Here is a 20,316-nt window from a genome sequence, read left to right on the forward strand (position 1 = left end):
GCGGCCGTGTCCGGTTTCGTCGACGAGTGTGGTCTCAACGTCAAGGGTGGTGACGGCGGCGCGGGCGCCGTGTCGATGCGACGCGAGGCCCATGTGCCCCTCGGCGGCCCCGACGGCGGCGACGGCGGTCACGGCGGCAACGTGTGGCTCGTCGCCGACCACAACGTCGCCTCGCTGATCGCGTTCCGGGACCATCCCCACCGCAAGGCCGAGTCCGGCACCCACGGGTCGGGCAAGCGCAAGCACGGCGCGACCGGCACCGACCTCGAGGTCTCTGTGCCCGTCGGCACCCAGGTGTTCGATCAGACCGGCACCGAGGTGCTCGCCGACCTGGTGCACCAAGGCGACCGTTGGCTCGCCGCCCAGGGAGGCCAAGGGGGCCACGGCAACTACGCCTTTGCCTCCCAGCGCCGGCGGGCGCCGACCTTCGCCGAGCAGGGCGAGGTGGGCGAGGAACGGTGGCTCCGCCTCGAGCTCAAGCTCATGGCCGATGTGGCGTTGGTCGGCTTCCCCAACGTGGGCAAGAGCACCCTCATCGCCCGCATCTCGGCCGCGAAGCCCAAGATCGCCGACTACCCCTTCACCACCCTCGAACCCAACCTCGGGGTCGTTCGCCTCGACGACGGCTTCGAGATGGTCGTCGCCGACATCCCCGGTTTGATCGAAGGGGCAAGCGAAGGTCGTGGGCTCGGGCACCAGTTCCTCCGTCACGTCGAACGGGCCCGGGCCCTGGTGGTGCTGGCCGATCTGGCCGACCTCGGCGGACACACCCCCGCGGAGCAGGAAGCGGTCTTGCTCCGCGAGCTGGCCAGCTACCAGCCCGACCTGGTCGAACGTTTCCGCGTCGTGGTCGGGTCCCGAGCCGACCTCGAGGGCATCGTCGAGGGTGCCGCCGACACCTCCGGGTTCGACGGGTTGCGCATCTCGGCGGTCACCGGGCAGGGGATCCCCCAGCTGCTCGGGGCGATGCGCGAGATGGTCGACGCGGCCCGCACCACCGAGGCCGAACCCGAGGGCTTCGTGGTGCATCGTCCAGCCGGCGAGGGGATCAGGATCGAGCGTGACGACGACGGCGCCTACGTGGTGATCGGACGCCAGGCCGAACGGGCCGTGGCGCTGTCCGACCTCACCAACCCCGAGGCGCTCGACTACGCCCAGGGACGACTCAAGAAGCTCGGCGTCGACAAGGCACTGGCCAAGGCCGGAGCCAAGCCCGGCGATCTCGTCCGCATCGGCGCGGTCAGTTTCGAGTACGAGGACGACCGGTGATCGTCGTCGCCAAGATCGGCACCTCCTCCATCACCGACAGCGGCGGCGAGGTGTCACGCGCGGCCATCGAGCGGCTCTGCACCGAGGTGGCCACGCTGCGGGCCGTCGGGCACCAGGTGGTGATCGTCACCTCGGGGGCGATCGCCGCCGGACTGCCGGCGCTGGGCATGGGCGACGACGACCGGCCCCGCGACGCCCGCACCCTCCAGGCGGTCTCGGCGGTCGGCCAGAGTCGTCTCATGCGGGTCTACGACGACGTGCTGGGCTCGCATGGGCTGGTCGGCGGCCAGGTGCTGATCGCGCCGCTCGACTTCATGATCCGCCAGCAGTACCTCCACGCCCGCGGCACCCTCACCCGGTTGCTCGAGCTCGGCGCGGTGCCGGTGGTCAACGAGAACGACGCCATCGCCGACGACGAGATCCGCTTCGGTGACAACGACCGCCTCGCCGCCCTCGTCGCCCACCTCGTCGACGCTGAGCTGCTGGTGCTGCTCACCGACACGCCAGGCCTGCTCACCGCCGATCCGCGCCTCGACGACTCGGCCTCGCTCATCGAGGAGATCGTCGAGATCGACCACGAGCTCGAGGGCCTCGCCGGGGGAGCGGGCACCGTCCGGGGGAGCGGTGGGATGGCCTCCAAGATCGCCGCCGCGAAGATCTCGGCCTGGAGCGGTGTTCGGTCGGTGATCGCTGCCGCGGGACGCGACGGGGTGCTCGTCGACGCCGTCGACGGCGTACCCGGGGTGGGCACGGTGGTGCAGCCCCGGGCCACCCGCCTCGGCGCCCGCAAGCTGTGGATCGCGTTCGCGGTGGGCTCCGCCGGTCAGATCGTCGTCGACGACGGCGCCCGCGCCGCGCTGGTCGATGCCAACCGGTCGCTGCTGCCGGCAGGGGTGGTCGCGGTCGAGGGGCACTTCGTTCCCGACGACGCGGTCGAGCTGGCCACCGCCGACGGTCGGGTGTTCGCCAAGGGGCTGGTGCGGATGGGCAGCGCCATGCTCGCCGAGTACAAGGGCCGTCGCACCGGTGATCTCCCCGCCGGGGTCGACCACGAGGTCATCCACCGCGACGACCTCGTGATGCTGCCCGGGTAGCGACGCTGCGATCCAGTGCTGGGGTATCCTGGGTCCATCAGCTGAGGACGAGTCGCCTCGCTTGGGCTGGACGGTCAGTAGCGCTGTCGCCTCGTGCAGGCCCGACGCCTCGAACTCTCCTGGTGCGATGCAACCTCGCAGCACCCGATGTGGGCGCGTGAGGACACCACCACGAGGAGCAGACCATGCCTGAGAAGTCCCCACAGAAGCCGGCCGGCAAGAAGGCGGGCAAGTCCCTCAAGGAGAAGCGCGCCGCCAAGCGCGACAAGAAGTCACCGCAGACGACGGTGCTCAACCAACGCTGATCCGGCCCGATCGATCCGGCGGCTAGGTGTCGTCGTCGGAGGACGGCTCTGACCCGGCGGCCTCGCCCTCGCCGGTGGCGGCCTTGAGTTCCTCGATCTTGTGCTGCAGCTCGTTCGCCCCCGCGGGCTCGGGAGCCGACAGCCCCAACTGGCCACGGATCTCGTCGAGACGCCCCCGGGCCTCGTTGTTCATGGCGGCCTGTTCGATCTCGAACATCTTCGAGTCGAGCGACCCTTCGCTGAGCTCACCCATCCCCTGCGCCTTGGCGTAGCGCATCTCGATCTTCTCGCGGATCTGGTCGAACGAGGGCGTCTCGTCGCTGACGGTCTCGGAGAGTGAGGCCATGGCGGTGTTCATCTGCTCGGCCATCTGGGCTTGGTCGAGCTGGCCCATCAGCCGCTGGCGCTCGGCCAGCTTCTGTTGCATCGCCGCCGAGTTCTGCTCGACCGCGGCCCGCGCCTGCTCGGCGGCCTGTCCGGCCTGGCCGTGCAGCTCCTTGAGATCGTCGACCTCGCGCTCGAGACCGATCATGCGGTTGGCGAACGCCTCGGCGGCCGAGGTGTACTCCGCGGCCTTTGCGGTGTCGCCGGAGCGGTTGGCCTCGTCGGCCATGATCACCGCCTGGCGGGCGTTGTTGCTCACCTTCTCGTAGTCCTCGAGGGTGCGCGACAGGCGCATCTCGGTCTGCTTCTGGTTGGCGATGATGCTGGCTGCCTGCTCCTTGAGCCGGCGGTGCTGATCCTGGGCCTCCTGGATCGCCTGCTCGAGCTGGACCTTGGGATCGGCGCGTTCCTCGAACTTCCCGGTGAGCCGGGTCGTCGTGTACCGCCACCAGCGCTTTAAGAGCTTGATCATGGGGGTGAGCCTATCGGCCCAGGTGGGCACGGGTCGGGGGGTCGAGGACTTGAAGCGGGCCGGCCTCCAGCGACCGGTGCTCACACCGGAGGTCGTCGATGCCCGCATCGGAGCTCACCCGTCCGACGGTGGCAGCTCCCACGAGCCCGACCCCCGCGCCGAGGACTGACTCGATTCGTCGAGCGCGGCGCGCAGCGACTCCAGATCGATCACCACCTGGTCGACCGCGGTGCCGACACCGGTGAGCTCGTCGTCGTGGCCCGCCAGCGCGCTGACCTCGATCGCCCGGGTGACCGCCTCGGTGAGCTTGGCCTCGAGGACCTCGAGACGCTTGGTGACGTCGCCGAGCACCGCGTCGAGTCGCGCGGCCGACTCGAGTTGCGACCTGACCGCCCGCTCGGTGGCGGTGGTGTCGGCGTCGCGGGACTCGAGCGACTCGAGCCGGCGACGCAGCGACGGCACGTCGATCACCTTGCGGGCATCGGAGATCGTCTGAGCCTGCTTGGCGACCTCCCAGCACTCGCGGACCCCGGACTCGACCGAGCCGCGAATGTGCACCAGACGATCCTTCAGCGGACCGGGACGCGTGTTGCGCAGCGCCTCGTCGAAGCGGTTGCGGGCGGTGACGGCGTCGCGGACGAAGTACCGCCACGGCTCGTTCACGGCGAACGGGTCGATCCGGTCCTGACGGCCGGCCCCGGTACCCCGCCGGCCGAGGAGATACCCACCTGCGGACCCGCCGAGCCAACCCAGCAGCACCAGCACCACGATGCCGAACACTCCGGTGCCGGCGAGCAGCGCCACGACGAACCCGCCGAACGCCCCACCCGCGGCGAGCGGCGACAGCGACGCCCTGAACACCGCAGGCATGGACGCGGAGGCAGAGGCAGGGACCGGAAGGTTCACCTCCCCAGTATCGCGGCTGGGCCCGGCAACGCCACGAGCACCCCGCCGATCGGCCTCGTTCCGGTGAACCGCGAGGGTGTCGCCGGATAGCCTGGGCGGCGATGACCACGCACTCCACCCCCACGCCGGTGGCCGAGCTCGGGGCACGGGCCAAGGTGGCCGCCCGCGTGCTGGCAACCGCCTCCACCGCGGCCAAAGACGCGGCGTTGGTCGCGGCCGCCGACCTGCTCGTCGCCCGCGCGCCCGAGATCCTCGACGCCAACGCCACCGATGTGGCTCGGGCCGAACGAGACGGCGCCACCGCGACGGTCATCGACCGGCTGCGGCTCACCGAAGCCAAGGTCGACGCCATGGCCAACGGCCTGCGCCAGGTCGCCACGCTGCCCGATCCGGTGGGCGAGATCATCGGCGGTTGGGTGCGGCCCAACGGCCTGCGCATCTCCCAGGTGCGGGTCCCGCTCGGCGTGGTCGCCATCATCTACGAGAACCGACCCAACGTCACCAGCGACGCCTTCGGCCTGTGCCTCAAGTCGGGCAACGCCGCGTTCCTGCGGGGGTCCTCCGGTGCGCTGTCGTCCAACCTGGCCATCGCCGCGGTGCTGCGCGACGCCGTCGCCAAGGTCGGCCTGCCCGCCGACAGCCTCGTGATGGTCGACGATGCCAGCCGGGAGTCGGCGGTGGAGTTCATGCAGCTCCGGGGTGTCATCGACTGTCTCATCCCCCGTGGTGGCCCGTCGCTCATCCAGGCGATCCTCGACCATGCCACCGTTCCCTATGTCATCGACGGCGACGGCAACTGCCACGTGTACGTCGATGCCTCCGCCGACCTCGACATGGCCCGCGACATCGTCGTCAACGCCAAGACCCAGCGGCCCTCGGTGTGCAACGCCGCCGAGTCGCTCGTGGTGCACGCCCAGGTGGCCGACACCTTCCTGCCCACCGTCGCGGAGGCGCTGGCCGGGGTCGAGCTGGTAGGCGACGAGCGGGCGTGCGCGCTGGTCCCGACGATGGGCGAGGCCACCGATGCGGACTGGGACACCGAGTTCCTCGCCCTGAAGATGTCGGTGCGGGTCGTCGACTCCCTCGATGACGCCATCGCCCACGTGTCGACCCACAGCTCGGGCCACAGCGAGGCCATCATCACCACCGATCTGGGTGCCGCCGACCGCTTCTGCGCCGAGGTCGACGCGGCGGCGGTGGTGGTGAACGCCTCGACCCGATTCGTCGACGGAGAGGAGTTCGGGTTCGGTGCCGAGATCGGCATCAGCACCCAGAAGCTCCATGCCCGCGGGCCCATGGGGTTGCGTCAGCTGACCACCGCCAAGTACCTGGTTCGAGGCGAGGGCCAGACCCGGGGCTGAGCCCCCATCGAGCCCCGACCAGGGTCCCGACCAGATTGACTCCGCGGTCAAGGCGGCCGCTAGGGTCGCTCCCATGGACTATCGCTTCGAGTCGGTGCCCGCGGTCCGTGAGGGGCTGGACAACGTCAACTACTTGGCCGACGAGGGGATCGCCGGCGTCGTCTACCTGGCCGACCGCCTCCAGAAGCCGGTGCTGGTCGAGGGGCCCGCCGGGACGGGCAAGACCCAGCTGGCGAAGTCGGTCGCCGAGATGATGGGCGCCCGCCTGATCCGCCTGCAGTGCTACGAGGGGCTCGATGAGTCCAGGGCGCTCTACGAGTGGAACTACAAGAAGCAGCTGCTCCGGATCCAGGCCGAGCGCAACACCGACGGCACCTGGTCCGACATCGAAGAGGACATCTTCTCCGACGACTTCCTCCTCACCCGCCCGCTGCTCGAAGCCATCAGGGCCGAGGACCCGGTCGTGCTGCTCATCGACGAGGTCGACCGGGTCGAGATCGAGACCGAGGCCCTGCTGCTCGAGATCCTCTCGGACTACCAGGTCTCGATCCCCGAGCTCGGTACCGTCAGCGCCACCCAGATCCCGATGGTGTTCCTCACCTCGAACAACACCCGGGAGCTGTCCGAGGCGCTCAAGCGGCGGTGCCTGTTCCTCCACATCGACTACCCCGACCTCGACCGCGAGAAAGAGATCGTGCTGGCCAAGGTGCCGGGCATCACCGACAGTCTCGCCGATCAGGTCGCCCGCATCGTCCGGTCGATCCGTGCGCTCGAGCTGAAGAAAGCGCCGTCGGTGTCGGAGACCCTCGACTGGGCGAACACCTTGATGCTGCTCAACATCAACCAGGTCAGCGCCGAGGACGCCAGCGAGACGATCAACATCTTGTTGAAGTACCGCAGCGACATCGACAAGGCCATCAAGGAGTTCAGCTCCAACGGTGCCGAGTTCGCCCAGCAGTCCTGACCCGGAAGGGGCCGAGGGGGTCGCCATGACCGACACCACCCGTGAACCGTCGCCGATGCTCGAACTGCTCGGCGGGTTCATCCGCGAGCTGCGCGAGGCCGGGATCCCGGTCAGCCTCAGCGAGAACATCGACGCCATGGAAGCGGTTCGCCACATCCCCCTCGAGGACCGCGAAGCGCTCAAGTACGCGCTGGCCGCCACCATGGTGAAGAACGACAGCCACTGGCGCGCCTTCGAGACCGTGTTCGAGGTCTACTTCTCGCTGCGGGGCAAGGAGTACGGCATCGCCGAGGAAGGCGAGGGCGAGGGAGACAGCGACAGCCTCGACATGCAAGGCGTCGCCCAACAGGGTCAGGGTGACGGCAGTGGCGGGTCGCAGATGACCGCCGAAGAGCTGGCCGAGATGCTGTACCAGGCGCTCATGCGGGGTGACGACGCCATGATGCGTGCCATCGCCCGCCAGTCGGTGCAACGCTTCGCCGGCATGGAGCCGGGTCGCCCCGTCGGTGGTACCTACTACCTGTACCGCACGCTGCGAAACCTCGACCTCGACGGCGTGCTCGACAAGCTGATGGAACAGGCCCGTCAACAGGCTCCCGATCCTGGGCTCACGTCGCTCGAGGAGCGCTTGGAGCGCGACGAGTACGAGGCTCGCATCGACCGGCTGAAGAAGGAGGTCGAGGCCGAGATCCGACGCCGTCTCGTCGCGGACCGCGGTGTCGAGGCCATGGCCAAGACGTTGCGCAAGCCCTTGCCCGAGGACGTCGACTTCATGCACGCCAGCCGCGAGGAGATGGCCAATCTCCGCAAGGCCATCTACCCGCTCACCCGCAAGCTGGCGGTGCGACTCGCCCGCAAGCGTCGCCACGGCCGCAAGGGGCCGCTCGACTTCCGGAACACGGTCCGCCACTCGCTGAGCTATGGCGGTGTCCCCGCCGAGCCCAAGTTCAAGTACCCGCGTCCCGCCAAGCCCGAGATCTTCGTCGTGGCCGACATCTCCGGCTCGGTCGCGGCCTTCGCCCGGTTCACGTTGCACCTCGTCTACGCCATCAGCAACCAGTTCTCCAAGGTGCGCTCGTTCGTGTTCATCGACGGCCTCGACGAGGTCACCACCTACTTCGAAGGGGTCGAGGACATCACCCAGGCGATCCACCGGGTCAACACCGAGGCCGATGTGGTGTGGGTCGACGGCCACAGCGACTACGGGCACGCCTTCGAGGCGTTCTGGGAGACCTACGGCAAAGAGATCGGTCCCAAGACCACGGTGCTGGTCCTCGGCGATGCCCGCAACAACTACCACGCGTCCCAGGCGTGGGTCATCCAGGAGATCGGCAAGAAGGCCCGCAACGTGTTCTGGCTCAACCCGGAGCCGCACTCGTACTGGGACACCGGCGACTCCATCGTCGGCGAGTACAGCGCCCACTGCGACGGCACCTTCGAGGTGCGCAACCTGCGCCAGCTCGAGGGCTTCGTCGAGAACCTGGCCTGACCCGCGACGGCCCCGGCCACGCATCCAATCGGGGTCGCCACGACGAAGCATGGGTGATGAGCATCGCCCTCGCGGACGCCCCGCCCGACCCGGTCACCGCCTCCGGGTCCACCACCGCCTCCTCGACGGGTCGGTATGCTGCCGGTGTGGTGTCGGAGGACCAGCTTGGCGTGCTGTTCGCGGCGGGCGACGAGCAGGCTCTGCGCTTGGCCTATGACCGCTACGGCGCGCTGGTGTACTCGCTGTGCAAGCGGGGCGTGAGCGCCGAAGCCGACGCCGAGGACATCACCCAGCAGACCTTCATCGCCGCGTGGAAGAGCCGACACCGCTATGACCCCGAGCGCGCCCCGTTGGGTGCGTGGATCGTGGGCATCGCCAAGTTCAAGATCATCGACGCGCAACGAGCCGCCGGTCGCCGGCGCGACACGGTGACTGACGCCACCAACAACACCGAGGGTGGGCCGGTTCGCGATCCGCTCGACCAGCTCGCCGACCGCATGGTGCTCGTCGACGCCCTCACGACCCTGCCCAGCGAGCGGCGCACCGTGCTCGAGCGGGCGTTCTTCTCCGACCTCACCCACCCCCAGATCGCCTCCGAGCTCGACCTGCCCCTCGGTACGGTCAAGAGCCACATCCGGCGAGGGTTGGCATCGCTACGAACACACCTGGAGGGGGCCAATGTCTGATCAGCACCCTCACGATCCCGACCAGCGCCTGCGCCGCCTCCTCGGCGAACCCGAGCCCGGCGACGACGAGCTCATCGCCGACCCCGAGATGCACCGCCTGCTCGAGCTGCTCGACACCATCGGGCCCGACGATCAACTCGAGACCCCGCCGCCAGGGCTGTGGGACGCCATCGCCCAGGGCGCCGCGTCCGAGGGCGACGACCACGATGGCGACGAGTCCGACGTCGACACTGCCGCGGGTGGCACGGGTGGACCCGGTGCGCGCGTGGTGCGGATGCGCGGTGTGGCGCCGCCATGGTGGCTCGGCGCGGCGGCCGCGGTGGTGGTCGTCGCGGTGGTCGCGGTGGGCGCGCTGGCCATCTTCGCCAACCGGGTCGCCGGTCCCGAACGGCTCGCCACCGCCGATCTCGAGGTGCTGGTCGACACCGAGGTGGCCGGCGAGGCGACCCTGGTGCGCGACCACGATGACCTGGTGCTCCAGCTCGAGGTCGACGGGCTCGCATCGATCGACGGCTACTACGAGGTGTGGCTGCTCACCCCCGAGGTCGACGGTCTGGTCTCGCTCGGTCCGCTCCGCGGCGACGGTCGCTACGAGCTTCCCGACGGTCTCGACCACACCGAGTTCTCGGTGGTCGACGTGTCGGTCGAGCCCCACGACGGCGATCCCACCCATTCGGGCAACAGCGTGCTGCGCGGTGGGCTCGTCGAGGCCTGACTCACATCTTGCGGAGCAGTTCGGCCAACCGGAAGGCGAGGTCGAGGGACTGACGGCCGTTGAGCCGGGGATCGCACACCGTCTCGTACCGCGTGTCGAGGTGATCGGAGAGCACTTCGCTGGAGCCGCCGAGGCACTCGGTGACATCGCCACCGGTGAGCTCGATGTGCACGCCTCCGGGCCAGGTGTTCTCCGCCCGGTGGGCATCGAAGAAGCCGCTGATCTCGACCAGGACGTCCTCGAGGTGGCGGGTCTTGTGCCCGGACTCGCTGGTGAAGGTGTTGCCGTGCATGGGGTCACAGGCCCACACGACCGGATGACCGGCGTCGGTGACCGCGCGGAGGATGGGCCGAAGCGTGTCGGTGACCTGGTCGGCGCCCATGCGGCTGATCAGGGTCAAGCGTCCCGGGATGCGGCTCGGGTTGAGACGTTCGCAGATGGCCAGCGCCTCGTCGGGAGTGACCTTGGGGCCGAGCTTGCACCCGATCGGGTTGCCGACCCCGGCGAGGAACTCCATGTGGGCGCCGTCGAGCTGACGGGTGCGTTCGCCGATCCAGAGCATGTGGGCCGAGCAGTCGTACCAGTCGCCGGTGAGCGAGTCCTGGCGGGTGAGCGCCTCCTCGTAGCCCAGCACCAGCGCCTCGTGGCTGGTCCACAGGTCGGCCTGGTGGAGCTGCGGGTCGGTCTCGGTGTCGACGCCGCAGGCGGCCATGAACCGCAAGGCCCGGTCGATCTCGGCCGCGACCTCTTCGTAGCGCTGGCCGGCCGGCGAGCTGGCGACGAACTCGCGGTTCCACTGGTGCACCCGGGTGAGGTCGGCGAAGCCCCCTTGGGTGAAGGCTCGGAGGAGGTTCAAGGTGGCCGCCGACTGGTGGTACGCGGCCAGGAGCCGTTCGGGGTCGGGCAGCCGCGACGCCTCGGTGAATCCGGGATCGTTGACCAGATGGCCACGGAACGAGGGCAGCTCGACGCCGTCGACGGTCTCGGTGGGGGAGGAACGAGGCTTGGCGAACTGACCGGCGATACGGCCCACCTTGATGGCCGGGACCCCGGACGAGTAGGTCAGCACGACCGCCATCTGCAGGATGATCTTGAGCTTGTCGCGGATCGCGTCGGCGGAGAACTCGTCGAACGACTCGGCACAGTCGCCCGCCTGGAGCAGGAACGCCTCGCCGCGGGCGGCGCGACCGAGCTGCTCGGTGAGGTTGCGGGCCTCGCCCGCGAACACGAGCGGCGGCAGGGTCGCGATCGTCTTGAGCACCCGCTCGAGGTCGGCCGGATCAGGCCACTCGGGCTGCTGCAGGGCGGGAAGTGACTGCCACGACGACGGGGTCCACATGTGCTGGTTCACCTCACCAGCGTCACCCGCGGGTGTCCGCTGATGCAACCTGGTTACGCGGCGTCGATCTTGGCGCCGGCCTGCTCCCGCACCACCGAGACAGCCCGCTTGACCAGCCGGCGGGCGGCCTCTGCGGTCACGCCGAGCTCTTCGCCGACCTCGCGGTAGCTCTTCTTGCGACCGTCATCGAGACCGAAGCGCTGTTCGACCGCCCTGCGGGCACGGTCGTCGAGCACGTCGAGCAGTCCGGTGACCGCAGCTTCGTCTGCCCGGGCCACCATCTCCTGTTCGGGGGTGGGTCCACCATCGGAGAGCAGATCGACCAGCTCGTTGCTGTCGTCGTCGCCGATGGTGCGATCGATCGAGGTGGGGGTGGTGAGCCGGTGCAGGCGGGCGTGCTCGTCGTCGAGCTCGTCGCCATCGCCCGACACCTGGCGCAGTGCGGCGCGGAGGCTGGCCGAGCGGTCGCCGGGCAGGCGGACCAGGCTGGCCTTCTGGTCGAGGGCCCGGCCAATGGCCTGGCGGATCCAGAAGGTGGCATAGGTGGAGAACTTGAAGCCCTTGCGCCAATCGAACTTGTCGACGGCGTGCTCGAGGCCGAGGTTGCCCTCCTGGATGAGGTCGAGCAGCTCCATGCTGGGAGGCAGGGGATAGCGCCGGGCGACGCTGACCACCAGGCGAAGGTTGGCCCGGATGAACCGGTCCTTGGCCGCGGCTGCGGCCCGCACGGCCCGCTTGAGCTCGCGCCCGGTCTCGCCGGCGTCGAGTCGAGCCTGGGCTTCGGCGCCGCGCTCGATGGTCTGGGCGAGCTCGCGCTCCTCCTCGGCGGTGAGGAGGGAGACGGCTCCGATCTCGTTGAGGTACTGACCGACTGAATCACTCATGGCACATAGCTCCAACAAGAATGACAGCGACGTCATTCCCGGGTGGGGTGGGGGGAGAGAAAGAATAGGGGGGTGACTGGGGTCTGATGGGTACAACGCCCCTTACCCGCGAGGCCTTCCGCTCAGACGCGTGAACTTGGTCACGAATCACGTGCACAGGTTGTCGTTCTCCACCAGTCGGCGATAACGCCGGTCAGATGAGGGTGGAGCGGAACTCCTGACCGTCCGGTCTACACCCGAGGGCGGTCCTGCGTCACGTCGGTTCGGGCCGGGCCGTACACTCGCCGCAGTGGGAGCGAGGAGACCAGAACGACTCGGGCTGTTCGGGGGGACCTTCGATCCGCCGCACGTCGGTCACCTCGTGGCGGCGGTCAACGCCCGCCACGAGGCCCGTCTCGACCGGGTGCTGCTGGTCGTGGCCAACGAACCATGGCAGAAGTCGGGGTCGCGCGACCTCACCCCGGCCGCTGATCGCCTGGCCATGGTGGCCGCCGCGGTCGACGGTGCCGACGGGTTGGACGTGAGCGACCTCGAGATTCGTCGAGGTGGCCCCTCCTACACTGCCGACACCCTACAGGAGCTCCACGACGAGGATCCGACCCGCGATCTGTTCCTCATCCTCGGCAGCGATGCCGCAGTCGGGTTGCCCACCTGGGAGGGTGTCGACACGGTGAGGAAGCTGGCAAGGGTCGTGCTGGTCGAGCGGCCCGGCACCGAGGGCGGGCGGCCGCCGGAGGGCTTCGGGTACGAGGTGGTGTCGGTGCCCCTGCTCGATGTCTCCAGCACCGAGGTCCGTTCCCGCGTGGCCGACGGGCGGCCACTCGACTACCTGCTCACGCCGGCGGTCATCGACTGCATCCGCAGTCGCGGCCTCTACGGAGCCCCCCGGTGACCCGGCGGCGCCGCGCCCACCTGGTGGTCTATGGCGTGTCCTTCGCGATCGCGGTGATCGCGATCCCCGTGCTGTCGATCGTGGGGGTCCAGGCCCTGCTCGACAGTCGCGACGGCGAGATCATCGACCCGGTGCTCGATCCGACCCTCCCCGGCTACCAGGCACTCGTGTCGCCCTCGCCGACGCTGGCGGTCCTGCACCTCGACCCCGACGGTTCGCTGGTGGGCACGGCGATGCTGTCCCTCGCCGGGGAGGACGACGACGATGCCGGCGGTTCGGTCCTGCTCATGGCGCCCTCCACGGTCGCGTCGGTGCCCGATCTGGGCGATCTCACCCTCGAGTACATCCAGAACATCAACGGCACGGAGTCCACCTGGTCGCTCATGGAGTGGGTCCTGGGGATCGGCATCGACGAGGTGACCGAGATCGACCACGACACCTGGGCCGACGCGGTGGAACCGCTCGGGGGCCTCACCATCACCAACCCCGACGCGCTGAGCACTGCGGACGGCGCGCTGACCTTCGAGGCCGGTGAGGTGACCCTGGCCCCTGAGGAGGTCGGGCCGTACCTGTCGGTGTTGGCGCCCGGTGAAAGCCCGCTCAACCGCGTGCTGCGCCAGGAGCTGGTGTGGAACGCCTGGTTACAGGCGCTCGCAGACCAGCCCGACGCGCCACGCTTCGCCGGTGAGCAGGACCGGGGACTGGCCCGCTTCGCCCCGACGGTCGCAGCCGGACCCCATCGGGTCGAGACGCTGCCGGTGACCACCGAGGGTGTCGTCCCCGAGGCCGGAGAGCCGTTGCTGGTCCACCCCGACGACGACGCCATCGCCGAGCTCATCCCCGAGCTCGTGCCGTTCCCCGCCGGCGCCCGACCGGGGGACCGGCCCCTCGTGCGGGTCCTCGACGGATCGGCCCGACCCGAGCTGCTCCCGGTCGTGGTGCGTGAGGTGGCCGTCGCCGGCGGTCAGGTGGTCCTGATCGGCAACACCGACGAGTTCGGCGTGGCCGAGACCGAGATCCGCTACGACGATCCCGAGCTCGACGCGTTCGCGCGATCGGTGGTCGAGACGCTCGGGGTGGGTAACGTGGTGGAGGTCGACCACATCGACGACAACGCCGAGCTCGTGATCGTGCTCGGCGAGGACTACACGGGCTGAAGGCCCCGGAAGGACACGACATCGACGCGCACACCACCTCCCTCCCCGACACCGCCGAGTGGGCACTGCTCGCGGCCAGAGCGGCCGATCAGAAGGGAGGCATCGACACGGTGGTGCTCGACGTCGGCGAGATCTTCGCCATCACCGAGGCGTTCGTCATCTCCAGCGCCGGCAACTCGAGGTTGGTCAAGGCCATCGTCGACGAGGTCGAGCTCGCCGTGGTCCAGGCTGGTGGCCCCAAGCCGCGCCGGGTCGAGGGGCTCGACGGCCTCGAGTGGGTGCTGATCGACTACGGCGACTTCGTGGTCCACGTCTTCAGCGACGAGACCCGCGAGTTCTACGAACTCGAACGCCTATGGTCCGACGTGCCCCGCCTGGCCTGGGCCCCCGCCGACGCCTGACAACGGCCGGGACGCCGAAACGGGCGCGAGCTGGTCGCACACCCGGAGAGTGGAGCTAAAGGGAATCGAACCCTTGACCTCTTCCATGCCATGGAAGCGCTCTACCAACTGAGCTATAGCCCCGAGTGGAAGGGCCACTCTATCGCGGTGCGATCGGGTGCTGACAAGCCACGATGTCCCAACGGGTTCGGGGCCCACACCGACCGGTCACTACCATGCGGCCCATGACCGACAGCTACCGACCCGGGATCATCGAGACCAAGTGGCAGCAACGCTGGCTCGACTCGGGCGCCTACGAGGTCGACAACGACGATCCGCGGCCCCGCTTCTACGTGCTGTCGATGTATCCCTACCCCAGTGGCCCGGCCCACATGGGCCATGTCCGCAACTACACCTTCGGCGACCTCATCGTCCGCTTCCGCACCATGCAGGGTCACGCCGTGCTGTCACCGATCGGGTTCGACTCGTTCGGCCTGCCGGCGGAGAACGCGGCCATCCGCACCGGCGAGCACCCCCGCACCTTCACCGACGCCCGCATCGACGAGCTGTCGTCGTCGCTGCGTCGCATCGGGGCGGTCTACGACTGGCGGCGCACCGTCAAGAGCCACGATCCCGGCTACATCAAGTACACCCAGTGGATCTTCCTACGCTTCCTCGAGGCGGGCCTGGCGTACCGGGCCGAGGCCCCGGTCAACTGGTGCCCGGGCTGCCAGACCGTGCTGGCCAACGAGCAGGTCCTGCCCGACGGCACCTGCGAACGCTCCGGCGACCCCGTCGACAAGCGCAACCTCGAACAGTGGTTCTTCAAGATCACCGACTACGCCCAGCAGCTCCTCGACGACCTCGACGCCCTCGACTGGCCCGAGCGGGTCAAGACGATGCAGCGCAACTGGATCGGGCGGTCCGAGGGTGCCGAGTTCACCCTTGACGTGGTCGACGCCGGCGGAACGCCACATGCCGACGGCCTGTCGTTCCGGGTCTACACCACCCGTCCCGACACCAGCTTCGGCATGACCTTCGCGGTGCTGTCGCCCGAGCACCCGCTCGTCACCCAGGTCACCACCGACGACCGCCGGGCCGAGGTCGACGCGTTCGCGGCCGAGGTCCGCACCCGGACCGACATCGAGCGCCTCGGCACCGAGGGCCCCATCGACAAGCGGGGCGTGTTCACCGGCTCCTACGTCCACAACCCCTTCACCGGCGAGCCGGTGCCCCTGTACATCGCCGACTACGTCCTCATGAGCTACGGCACCGGCGCCATCATGGCCGTGCCCGCCGAGGACCAGCGCGACTGGGACTTCGCCACCGCCCACGGCCTGCCCATCGTCCGCACCGTCCAACCGCCCGAGGGGTGGGAGGGCAAGGCCTACACCGGCGACGGTCCCCGCATCAACAGCCGCTGGCTCGACGGCATGGGCAAGGACGAGGCCATCGCCGCCGCCACCGCGTGGCTCGAGGACCAGGGCATCGGCGAAGGCACGGTCAACTTCCGCCTCCGCGACTGGCTGTTGTCGCGCCAGCGCTTCTGGGGCTGTCCGATCCCCGTCGTCCACTGCCCATCGTGTGGCATCGTGCCCGTCCCCGACGACGACCTGCCGGTGCTGGCCCCCGACGACGTCGAGTTCCTGCCCACCGGCGAGTCTCCCCTCAAACTCCACGAGGGGTTCCAGTCGGTCGCGTGCCCGAGCTGCGGAGGCCACGCCACGCGCGAGACCGACACCATGGACACCTTCGTCGACTCGTCCTGGTACTTCCTGCGCTTCGCCGACCCGTGGAACGAGGACCGTCCCTTCGACGCTGCGGCGGTCGAGCACTGGCTGCCGGTCGACCAGTACATCGGCGGGGTCGAGCACGCCATCTTGCACCTCATGTACGCGCGGTTCTTCACCAAGGCTCTGGCCGATCTGGGTGTCGCCCCGAAGGAGCTGCGCGAGCCGTTCAAGCGGCTCTTCACCCAGGGCATGATCCGCATGGACGGCGCCAAGATGTCCAAGTCCAAGGGCAACCTCGTCGCCCCCGAGGAGATCCTCGACAACGAGGGTGCCGACGCGCTGCGCCTGGCCCACCTCTTCGTCAGCCCACCCGCCGACGACGTCGACTGGGAGGCCTTCGGCATCGAAGGATGCTCACGGTTCCTGGCCCGCCTGTGGCGCCTGGCCACCGGTCAGGTCGCCGACGTCGTCGAGCGCGATCCCACCGCCGACGACCGGACGATCGAGTCGGCGACGCACCGCCTCATCGGTCGGATCACCGACGACTTCGAGCGCTGGTCCTACAACACAGCGGTCGCCGGCTGCATGGAGTTCCTCAACGAGCTCTACCGCTACGCCCAGTCCGAGCCCGGCCCCCGTCGCGAGACCCTCGACGAGGCCCTCGACACCCTGCTGATGCTGATGGCGCCGATGACGCCACACATCGCCGCCGAGCTGTACGAGCGTCGCCGCGGCGAGGACGTCCACGCCCAGCCCTGGCCCACCGCCGACGAGGCGAAGGCGGCGGTCGAGACCGTTACCATGGTCATCCAGATCAACGGGAAGGTGCGCGACAAGGTCGACGTCGACGCCTCCATCGACGAAGCCGGCGCCGTCGCAGTGGCGCTCGCCCGCGACAAGGTGAGCGCACAACTGGGTGGGGCGGAACCGAAGCGAACCATCTGCCGGCCACCCAAGCTGGTGAACATCGTCATCTGAACGAGGGAGATCCACCATGATGTGGCGCCTGCTCGCCCTGCTCGGGGTCCTCGCGCTGGCTGCGGCCGCCTGCGGCGACGATTCCACCACGATCACCGCTGACGACCCGACCTCGACGTCGGCCACCGTCTCCTCCACGACGACCTCGACCACGACGCCACCGCCCGACGATGATCCGGCCGACGAGGGCGACGAGGGAGAGGACCCGGTCGATGCCCGACCCGACTACGAGGGTGGCTACGACGTCGACCCCGAGTCCGGCGAGGTCGACGTCTCCGAGTACGCGGACTTCCTCGCCGACCACGGCCCCCCGACCGGCGGAGGGCCCGTCGACGCCGCGCTCGAACTGCTCGGCGAGGCCTACGGCGAGGTCGAACCCGATGTTTCGTCCCGACCCGCCGACGGAGGTCGAACGATCGTGGCCGTCGAGCTCGGTCCCCTCCAGGACGACTCGGTCGCCGCCGTGCGCTTCGAGCTGATCTTCATCGGCGGAGAGGCGGGCGATCTGGTGCTCGAGTCGGCGTCGTGGGCCAGTCGATGCCAGCCCGGCCGTGGGCACCAGGAGTTCTCCACCGGCCTGTGCCGGTGACCGCCGGCGGTAACCTGCCTGTCACCGTGGAGGTCGAACCGGCATGATCAGTCTTGCGTCGCGGATCGAGCAGTCAGCGGGGCGTGGCGGCGCCGTCACCTTCATGAGCGGGAACGAACCCGACCGGGTCGAGTGGGACCGCCTCGTCGACGAGGCGAGGGGCATGGCGGCGGTCATGCAGGCGCGAGGAGTCGAGCCCGGCGATCACGTCGCGCTCCTCGGGCCGACCAGCCGCGACCTGGTGACCGCCATCGCCGCGGTGTGGCTGGCCGGAGCGACGATCGTCGTGATGCCCATCCCCATGCGGATGGGGTCGTTGGACGAGTTCATCGGGGCCACCCGACGCCGCCTGCACCGCGCCGACGTGTCGTTGTTCGCCATCGATCCCGAGCTGGCTCCCTTCGTCGAGCCGCAGCCCGGCGACCCACCCATGGTCCGCTTCGACGAGCTGCGCCCCGAAGCGGGTCGGGCCACCGCGTCGACCTTCGAGCGACCCGCCGACGACCCCGACCGCCTGGCCGTCCTCCAGTTCACCAGCGGCTCGACCTCCGACCCCAAGGGGGTCGCGCTGCCGCACCGGGCGGTGGCCAGCAACCTCGACGCCATCTCATCGGCAGCCGAGCTCGACCCCGCGTCCGACGTGTTGGTGTCGTGGTTGCCCCTCTACCACGACATGGGTCTTGTGGGTCTGCTCACCCTTCCCATGACCACCGGCACCGAGCTGGTTCTCGGCGCGCCGCAGGACTTCATGGCCTCGCCGCTGCGGTGGATGCAGTGGATCTCCGACTACGGCGGCACTGCAACGGCCGGTCCCAACTTCGCGTGGGTTCTCGCCACCCGCGCGCTGCGGCGCGCCTCGGGGCTCGACCTGTCCTCGCTGCGGATCGCCCTCAACGGTGCCGAGCCGGTCGACCCCGACACCGTCGAGTCGTTCGTCGAGGCAGCCACCCAGCACCACATGCGGCCAGGCGCGGTCTTCCCTGCGTTCGGCATGGCCGAGATCGCCATCGCGGGGACGTTCCCGCCGCCTCTTGCCGGTCTGCGCACCGACGCCGTCGACCTCCGCGTCCTCGAGACCGAGCGCTACGCGGCCCCCGTCGAGCCGGGGGTGCCGGGTGCCCGTCGCCTGGCCAGGCTGGGCAAGCCCGTTCCCGGGCTCGAGATCCGCATCGTCGATCCGGGGTCGGGCATGGAGCTGCGCGAGCGCGAGGTGGGCGAGCTCGAGATCCGGGGCACCTCGGTGTGCAACGGCTACTACAACGACATCGCCGCCACCGAGGCCCTGTTCCACGACGGATGGCTGCGCACCGGAGATCTCGCCTACCTCGTCGACGGCGAGCTGGTCATGTGCGGTCGGATCAAGGACGTGATCATCGTCGGTGGCCGCAACGTGTTCCCCGAGGACATCGAGCGGGCCGTGGGCGAGGTCGACGGCGTGCGCGCCGGCAACGTCATCGCCTTCGGCGTCGAGGGCCGCAACGGCAGGGAGGCCATCGTGGTGGTGGCCGAGACCAAGCTCGACGACACCAAGGCGTTGCACGCCACCATCAACGAGCACGTCCGTTCGGTGGTCGGGGTCCCCGCCAAGGAGATCGTGCTCGTCCCGCCGAGCACCCTTCCCAAGACCTCGTCGGGCAAGTTGCAGCGGTCGCTGTGCCGTGACCTCTACCTGGAGACCGATCTCGAGCGGGTCGGTTGAGCGCCGGCGCGCTCAGGCGTCCTTCAGCTCGGCGATGACCTGAGCCTGGGTCTCCTCCGACCCGGCGAGGCCGAGGTAGAACCCGACCCGGTCGAGCAGCCCGCCGAAGCGCTCCTTCAGCCCCGCCGCCACCTGGTCGGGCTCGGCGATCACGGCGAAGGTCGCCAGCATCTCGTCGTCGATGAGCCCGGCCATCTCCTGCCACGCACCCTGTTTGGACAGCCGGTTCAGCTCGGTCTGCAGCTCGCCCCAGCCGTGGTGCTCGAGCACCGGTCGGTAGGCCGGTGTGGAGCCGTAGAACGCGAGCTGGCCCCGCGCAGCCGCCTTGGCCTTGTCGATCTCGTCCTCGTTGTTGCCGGTGACGACGAAGGCGGTGAGGCTGACCTCGAAGTCGGACCGCTGTCGGCCGCCGATCGCCATGCCGTCATCGAGCGCGGGCACGGTGACGTCGCGCAGGTAGGCGTCGGTGGTGAAGGGATGTACGAGGAACCCGTCGCACACCTCGCCCGCGACCTTGGTCATCAACGGGCCGACCCCGGCGATGAAGATCTTGGCGTCGCCGTGGGGGTTGGGACCCGGGTTGAAGAACGGGGTCATCAGGGTGTGGGAGTAGAAGTCACCCCGGAAGTCGAGCTTGGTGTCGTTGGTCCAGCAGTCCCAGATGGCCCGGATGGCCAGGATCATCTCGCGCATCCGAGGCGCGGGGTGCGACCACTCCATCGAGAACCGCCGGGTGATGTGGGGCTTGATCTGCGAACCCAGTCCGAGGGTGAACCGGCCGCCGGAGAAGGCCTGGAGATCCCAGGCGGTGGTGGCGAGGGTCATGGGGTTGCGGGCGAAGGCCACCGCGATGGCGGTACCGAGCTCGATCCGTTCGGTGTGTTCGGCCGCGAGCAGCAGCGGCATGAACGGGTCGTGGCTGGTCTCGGCGCTCCACACGCCGTCGTAGCCGCGCTGCTGTGCCTGTTGGGCGGCGGCGGCCACGCCGTCGAGCCCCCCGATCCCCGAGTCGACCTTCAT

General features: G+C 69.4%; 18 protein-coding genes and 1 tRNA gene. 13 read left to right on the plus strand and 6 right to left on the minus strand.

Features of this window, described 5'->3' with window-relative positions; genetic code table 11:
* Window positions 1–6: 6 nt before the first annotated feature.
* Window positions 7–1,269: a GTPase ObgE gene (obgE, locus tag U5K29_00215; protein MDZ7676960.1), complete on the plus strand. Its 1,263-nt coding sequence runs from the start codon at window positions 7–9 to the stop codon at window positions 1,267–1,269.
* Window positions 1,266–2,363, plus strand: a complete 1,098-nt coding sequence (proB, locus tag U5K29_00220) for a glutamate 5-kinase (GenBank protein ID MDZ7676961.1) — start codon at window positions 1,266–1,268, stop codon at window positions 2,361–2,363. The genes obgE and proB overlap by 4 nt, the downstream gene beginning before the upstream one ends.
* A gap of 327 nt (window positions 2,364–2,690) precedes the next feature.
* On the opposite strand, the gene U5K29_00225 is transcribed toward proB, so the two are convergent.
* A complete protein-coding gene (locus U5K29_00225; GenBank protein MDZ7676962.1) occupies window positions 2,691–3,524 on the minus strand; it encodes a PspA/IM30 family protein in 834 nt (277 codons plus the stop codon).
* 114 nt (window positions 3,525–3,638) lie between these two features.
* Window positions 3,639–4,430, minus strand: coding sequence for a hypothetical protein (locus U5K29_00230; protein MDZ7676963.1), 792 nt, complete (start codon window positions 4,428–4,430; stop codon window positions 3,639–3,641).
* Between the two features lie 101 nt (window positions 4,431–4,531).
* Between U5K29_00230 and U5K29_00235 the strand changes: the two genes are divergently transcribed.
* From U5K29_00235 to U5K29_00255, 5 genes are all read left to right on the plus strand, one after another.
* A complete protein-coding gene (locus U5K29_00235) occupies window positions 4,532–5,791 on the plus strand; it encodes a glutamate-5-semialdehyde dehydrogenase (GenBank protein MDZ7676964.1) in 1,260 nt (419 codons plus the stop codon).
* A gap of 73 nt (window positions 5,792–5,864) precedes the next feature.
* Entirely contained in the window at window positions 5,865–6,755 is an 891-nt protein-coding gene (locus tag U5K29_00240) for a MoxR family ATPase (GenBank protein ID MDZ7676965.1), read from the plus strand.
* A gap of 25 nt (window positions 6,756–6,780) precedes the next feature.
* On the plus strand, window positions 6,781–8,244 hold the full coding sequence (locus tag U5K29_00245; GenBank protein ID MDZ7676966.1) for a VWA domain-containing protein: 1,464 nt from the start codon (window positions 6,781–6,783) through the stop codon (window positions 8,242–8,244).
* Between the two features lie 56 nt (window positions 8,245–8,300).
* Window positions 8,301–8,930: a sigma-70 family RNA polymerase sigma factor gene (locus tag U5K29_00250; protein MDZ7676967.1), complete on the plus strand. Its 630-nt coding sequence runs from the start codon at window positions 8,301–8,303 to the stop codon at window positions 8,928–8,930.
* The gene (locus tag U5K29_00255) at window positions 8,923–9,645 is read left to right on the plus strand and encodes an anti-sigma factor (GenBank protein MDZ7676968.1); all 723 of its coding nucleotides are present in this window, start codon (window positions 8,923–8,925) and stop codon (window positions 9,643–9,645) included. Before U5K29_00250 ends, U5K29_00255 begins: the two co-directional genes overlap by 8 nt.
* Before the next feature lies 1 nt (window position 9,646).
* On the opposite strand, the gene U5K29_00260 is transcribed toward U5K29_00255, so the two are convergent.
* Together U5K29_00260 and U5K29_00265 are read right to left on the minus strand one after the other, a co-directional pair.
* Entirely contained in the window at window positions 9,647–10,996 is a 1,350-nt protein-coding gene (locus U5K29_00260; protein ID MDZ7676969.1) for a 3-deoxy-7-phosphoheptulonate synthase class II, read from the minus strand.
* Window positions 10,997–11,037: 41 nt separating this feature from the next.
* Window positions 11,038–11,868, minus strand: coding sequence for a sigma-70 family RNA polymerase sigma factor (locus U5K29_00265; protein ID MDZ7676970.1), 831 nt, complete (start codon window positions 11,866–11,868; stop codon window positions 11,038–11,040).
* A gap of 289 nt (window positions 11,869–12,157) precedes the next feature.
* On the opposite strand from U5K29_00265, the gene nadD reads away from it, so the two are divergent.
* The 3 genes from nadD (at window position 12,158) to rsfS (ending at window position 14,318) form a co-directional block, all read left to right on the plus strand.
* Window positions 12,158–12,760: a nicotinate-nucleotide adenylyltransferase gene (nadD, locus tag U5K29_00270; GenBank protein ID MDZ7676971.1), complete on the plus strand. Its 603-nt coding sequence runs from the start codon at window positions 12,158–12,160 to the stop codon at window positions 12,758–12,760.
* Window positions 12,757–13,917 carry an LCP family protein gene (locus U5K29_00275; protein ID MDZ7676972.1) on the plus strand — a complete coding sequence of 387 codons (1,161 nt, stop codon included), beginning with the start codon at window positions 12,757–12,759 and terminating at the stop codon, window positions 13,915–13,917. The genes nadD and U5K29_00275 overlap by 4 nt, the downstream gene beginning before the upstream one ends.
* 65 nt (window positions 13,918–13,982) lie before the next feature.
* On the plus strand, window positions 13,983–14,318 hold the full coding sequence (rsfS, locus tag U5K29_00280; GenBank protein MDZ7676973.1) for a ribosome silencing factor: 336 nt from the start codon (window positions 13,983–13,985) through the stop codon (window positions 14,316–14,318).
* A 50-nt stretch (window positions 14,319–14,368) separates the two neighbouring features.
* Here the strand turns inward: rsfS and U5K29_00285 are convergent.
* A tRNA-Ala gene (locus U5K29_00285) sits at window positions 14,369–14,441 on the minus strand.
* A gap of 101 nt (window positions 14,442–14,542) precedes the next feature.
* Here U5K29_00285 and leuS point away from each other — a divergent pair.
* The 3 genes from leuS to U5K29_00300 are packed head-to-tail and all read left to right on the plus strand — an operon-like array spanning window position 14,543 to window position 19,296.
* Window positions 14,543–17,008, plus strand: coding sequence for a leucine--tRNA ligase (leuS, locus tag U5K29_00290; GenBank protein ID MDZ7676974.1), 2,466 nt, complete (start codon window positions 14,543–14,545; stop codon window positions 17,006–17,008).
* Between the two features lie 16 nt (window positions 17,009–17,024).
* Window positions 17,025–17,597: a hypothetical protein gene (locus U5K29_00295; GenBank protein ID MDZ7676975.1), complete on the plus strand. Its 573-nt coding sequence runs from the start codon at window positions 17,025–17,027 to the stop codon at window positions 17,595–17,597.
* A 43-nt stretch (window positions 17,598–17,640) separates the two neighbouring features.
* Window positions 17,641–19,296: an AMP-binding protein gene (locus U5K29_00300; protein MDZ7676976.1), complete on the plus strand. Its 1,656-nt coding sequence runs from the start codon at window positions 17,641–17,643 to the stop codon at window positions 19,294–19,296.
* Window positions 19,297–19,308: 12 nt separating this feature from the next.
* Here the strand turns inward: U5K29_00300 and U5K29_00305 are convergent, their stop codons facing one another.
* Window positions 19,309–20,316 carry an LLM class F420-dependent oxidoreductase gene (locus U5K29_00305; GenBank protein MDZ7676977.1) on the minus strand — a complete coding sequence of 336 codons (1,008 nt, stop codon included), beginning with the start codon at window positions 20,314–20,316 and terminating at the stop codon, window positions 19,309–19,311.

Source organism: Acidimicrobiales bacterium (assembly GCA_034521975.1).
Lineage (GTDB): Bacteria > Actinomycetota > Acidimicrobiia > Acidimicrobiales > SKKL01 > SKKL01.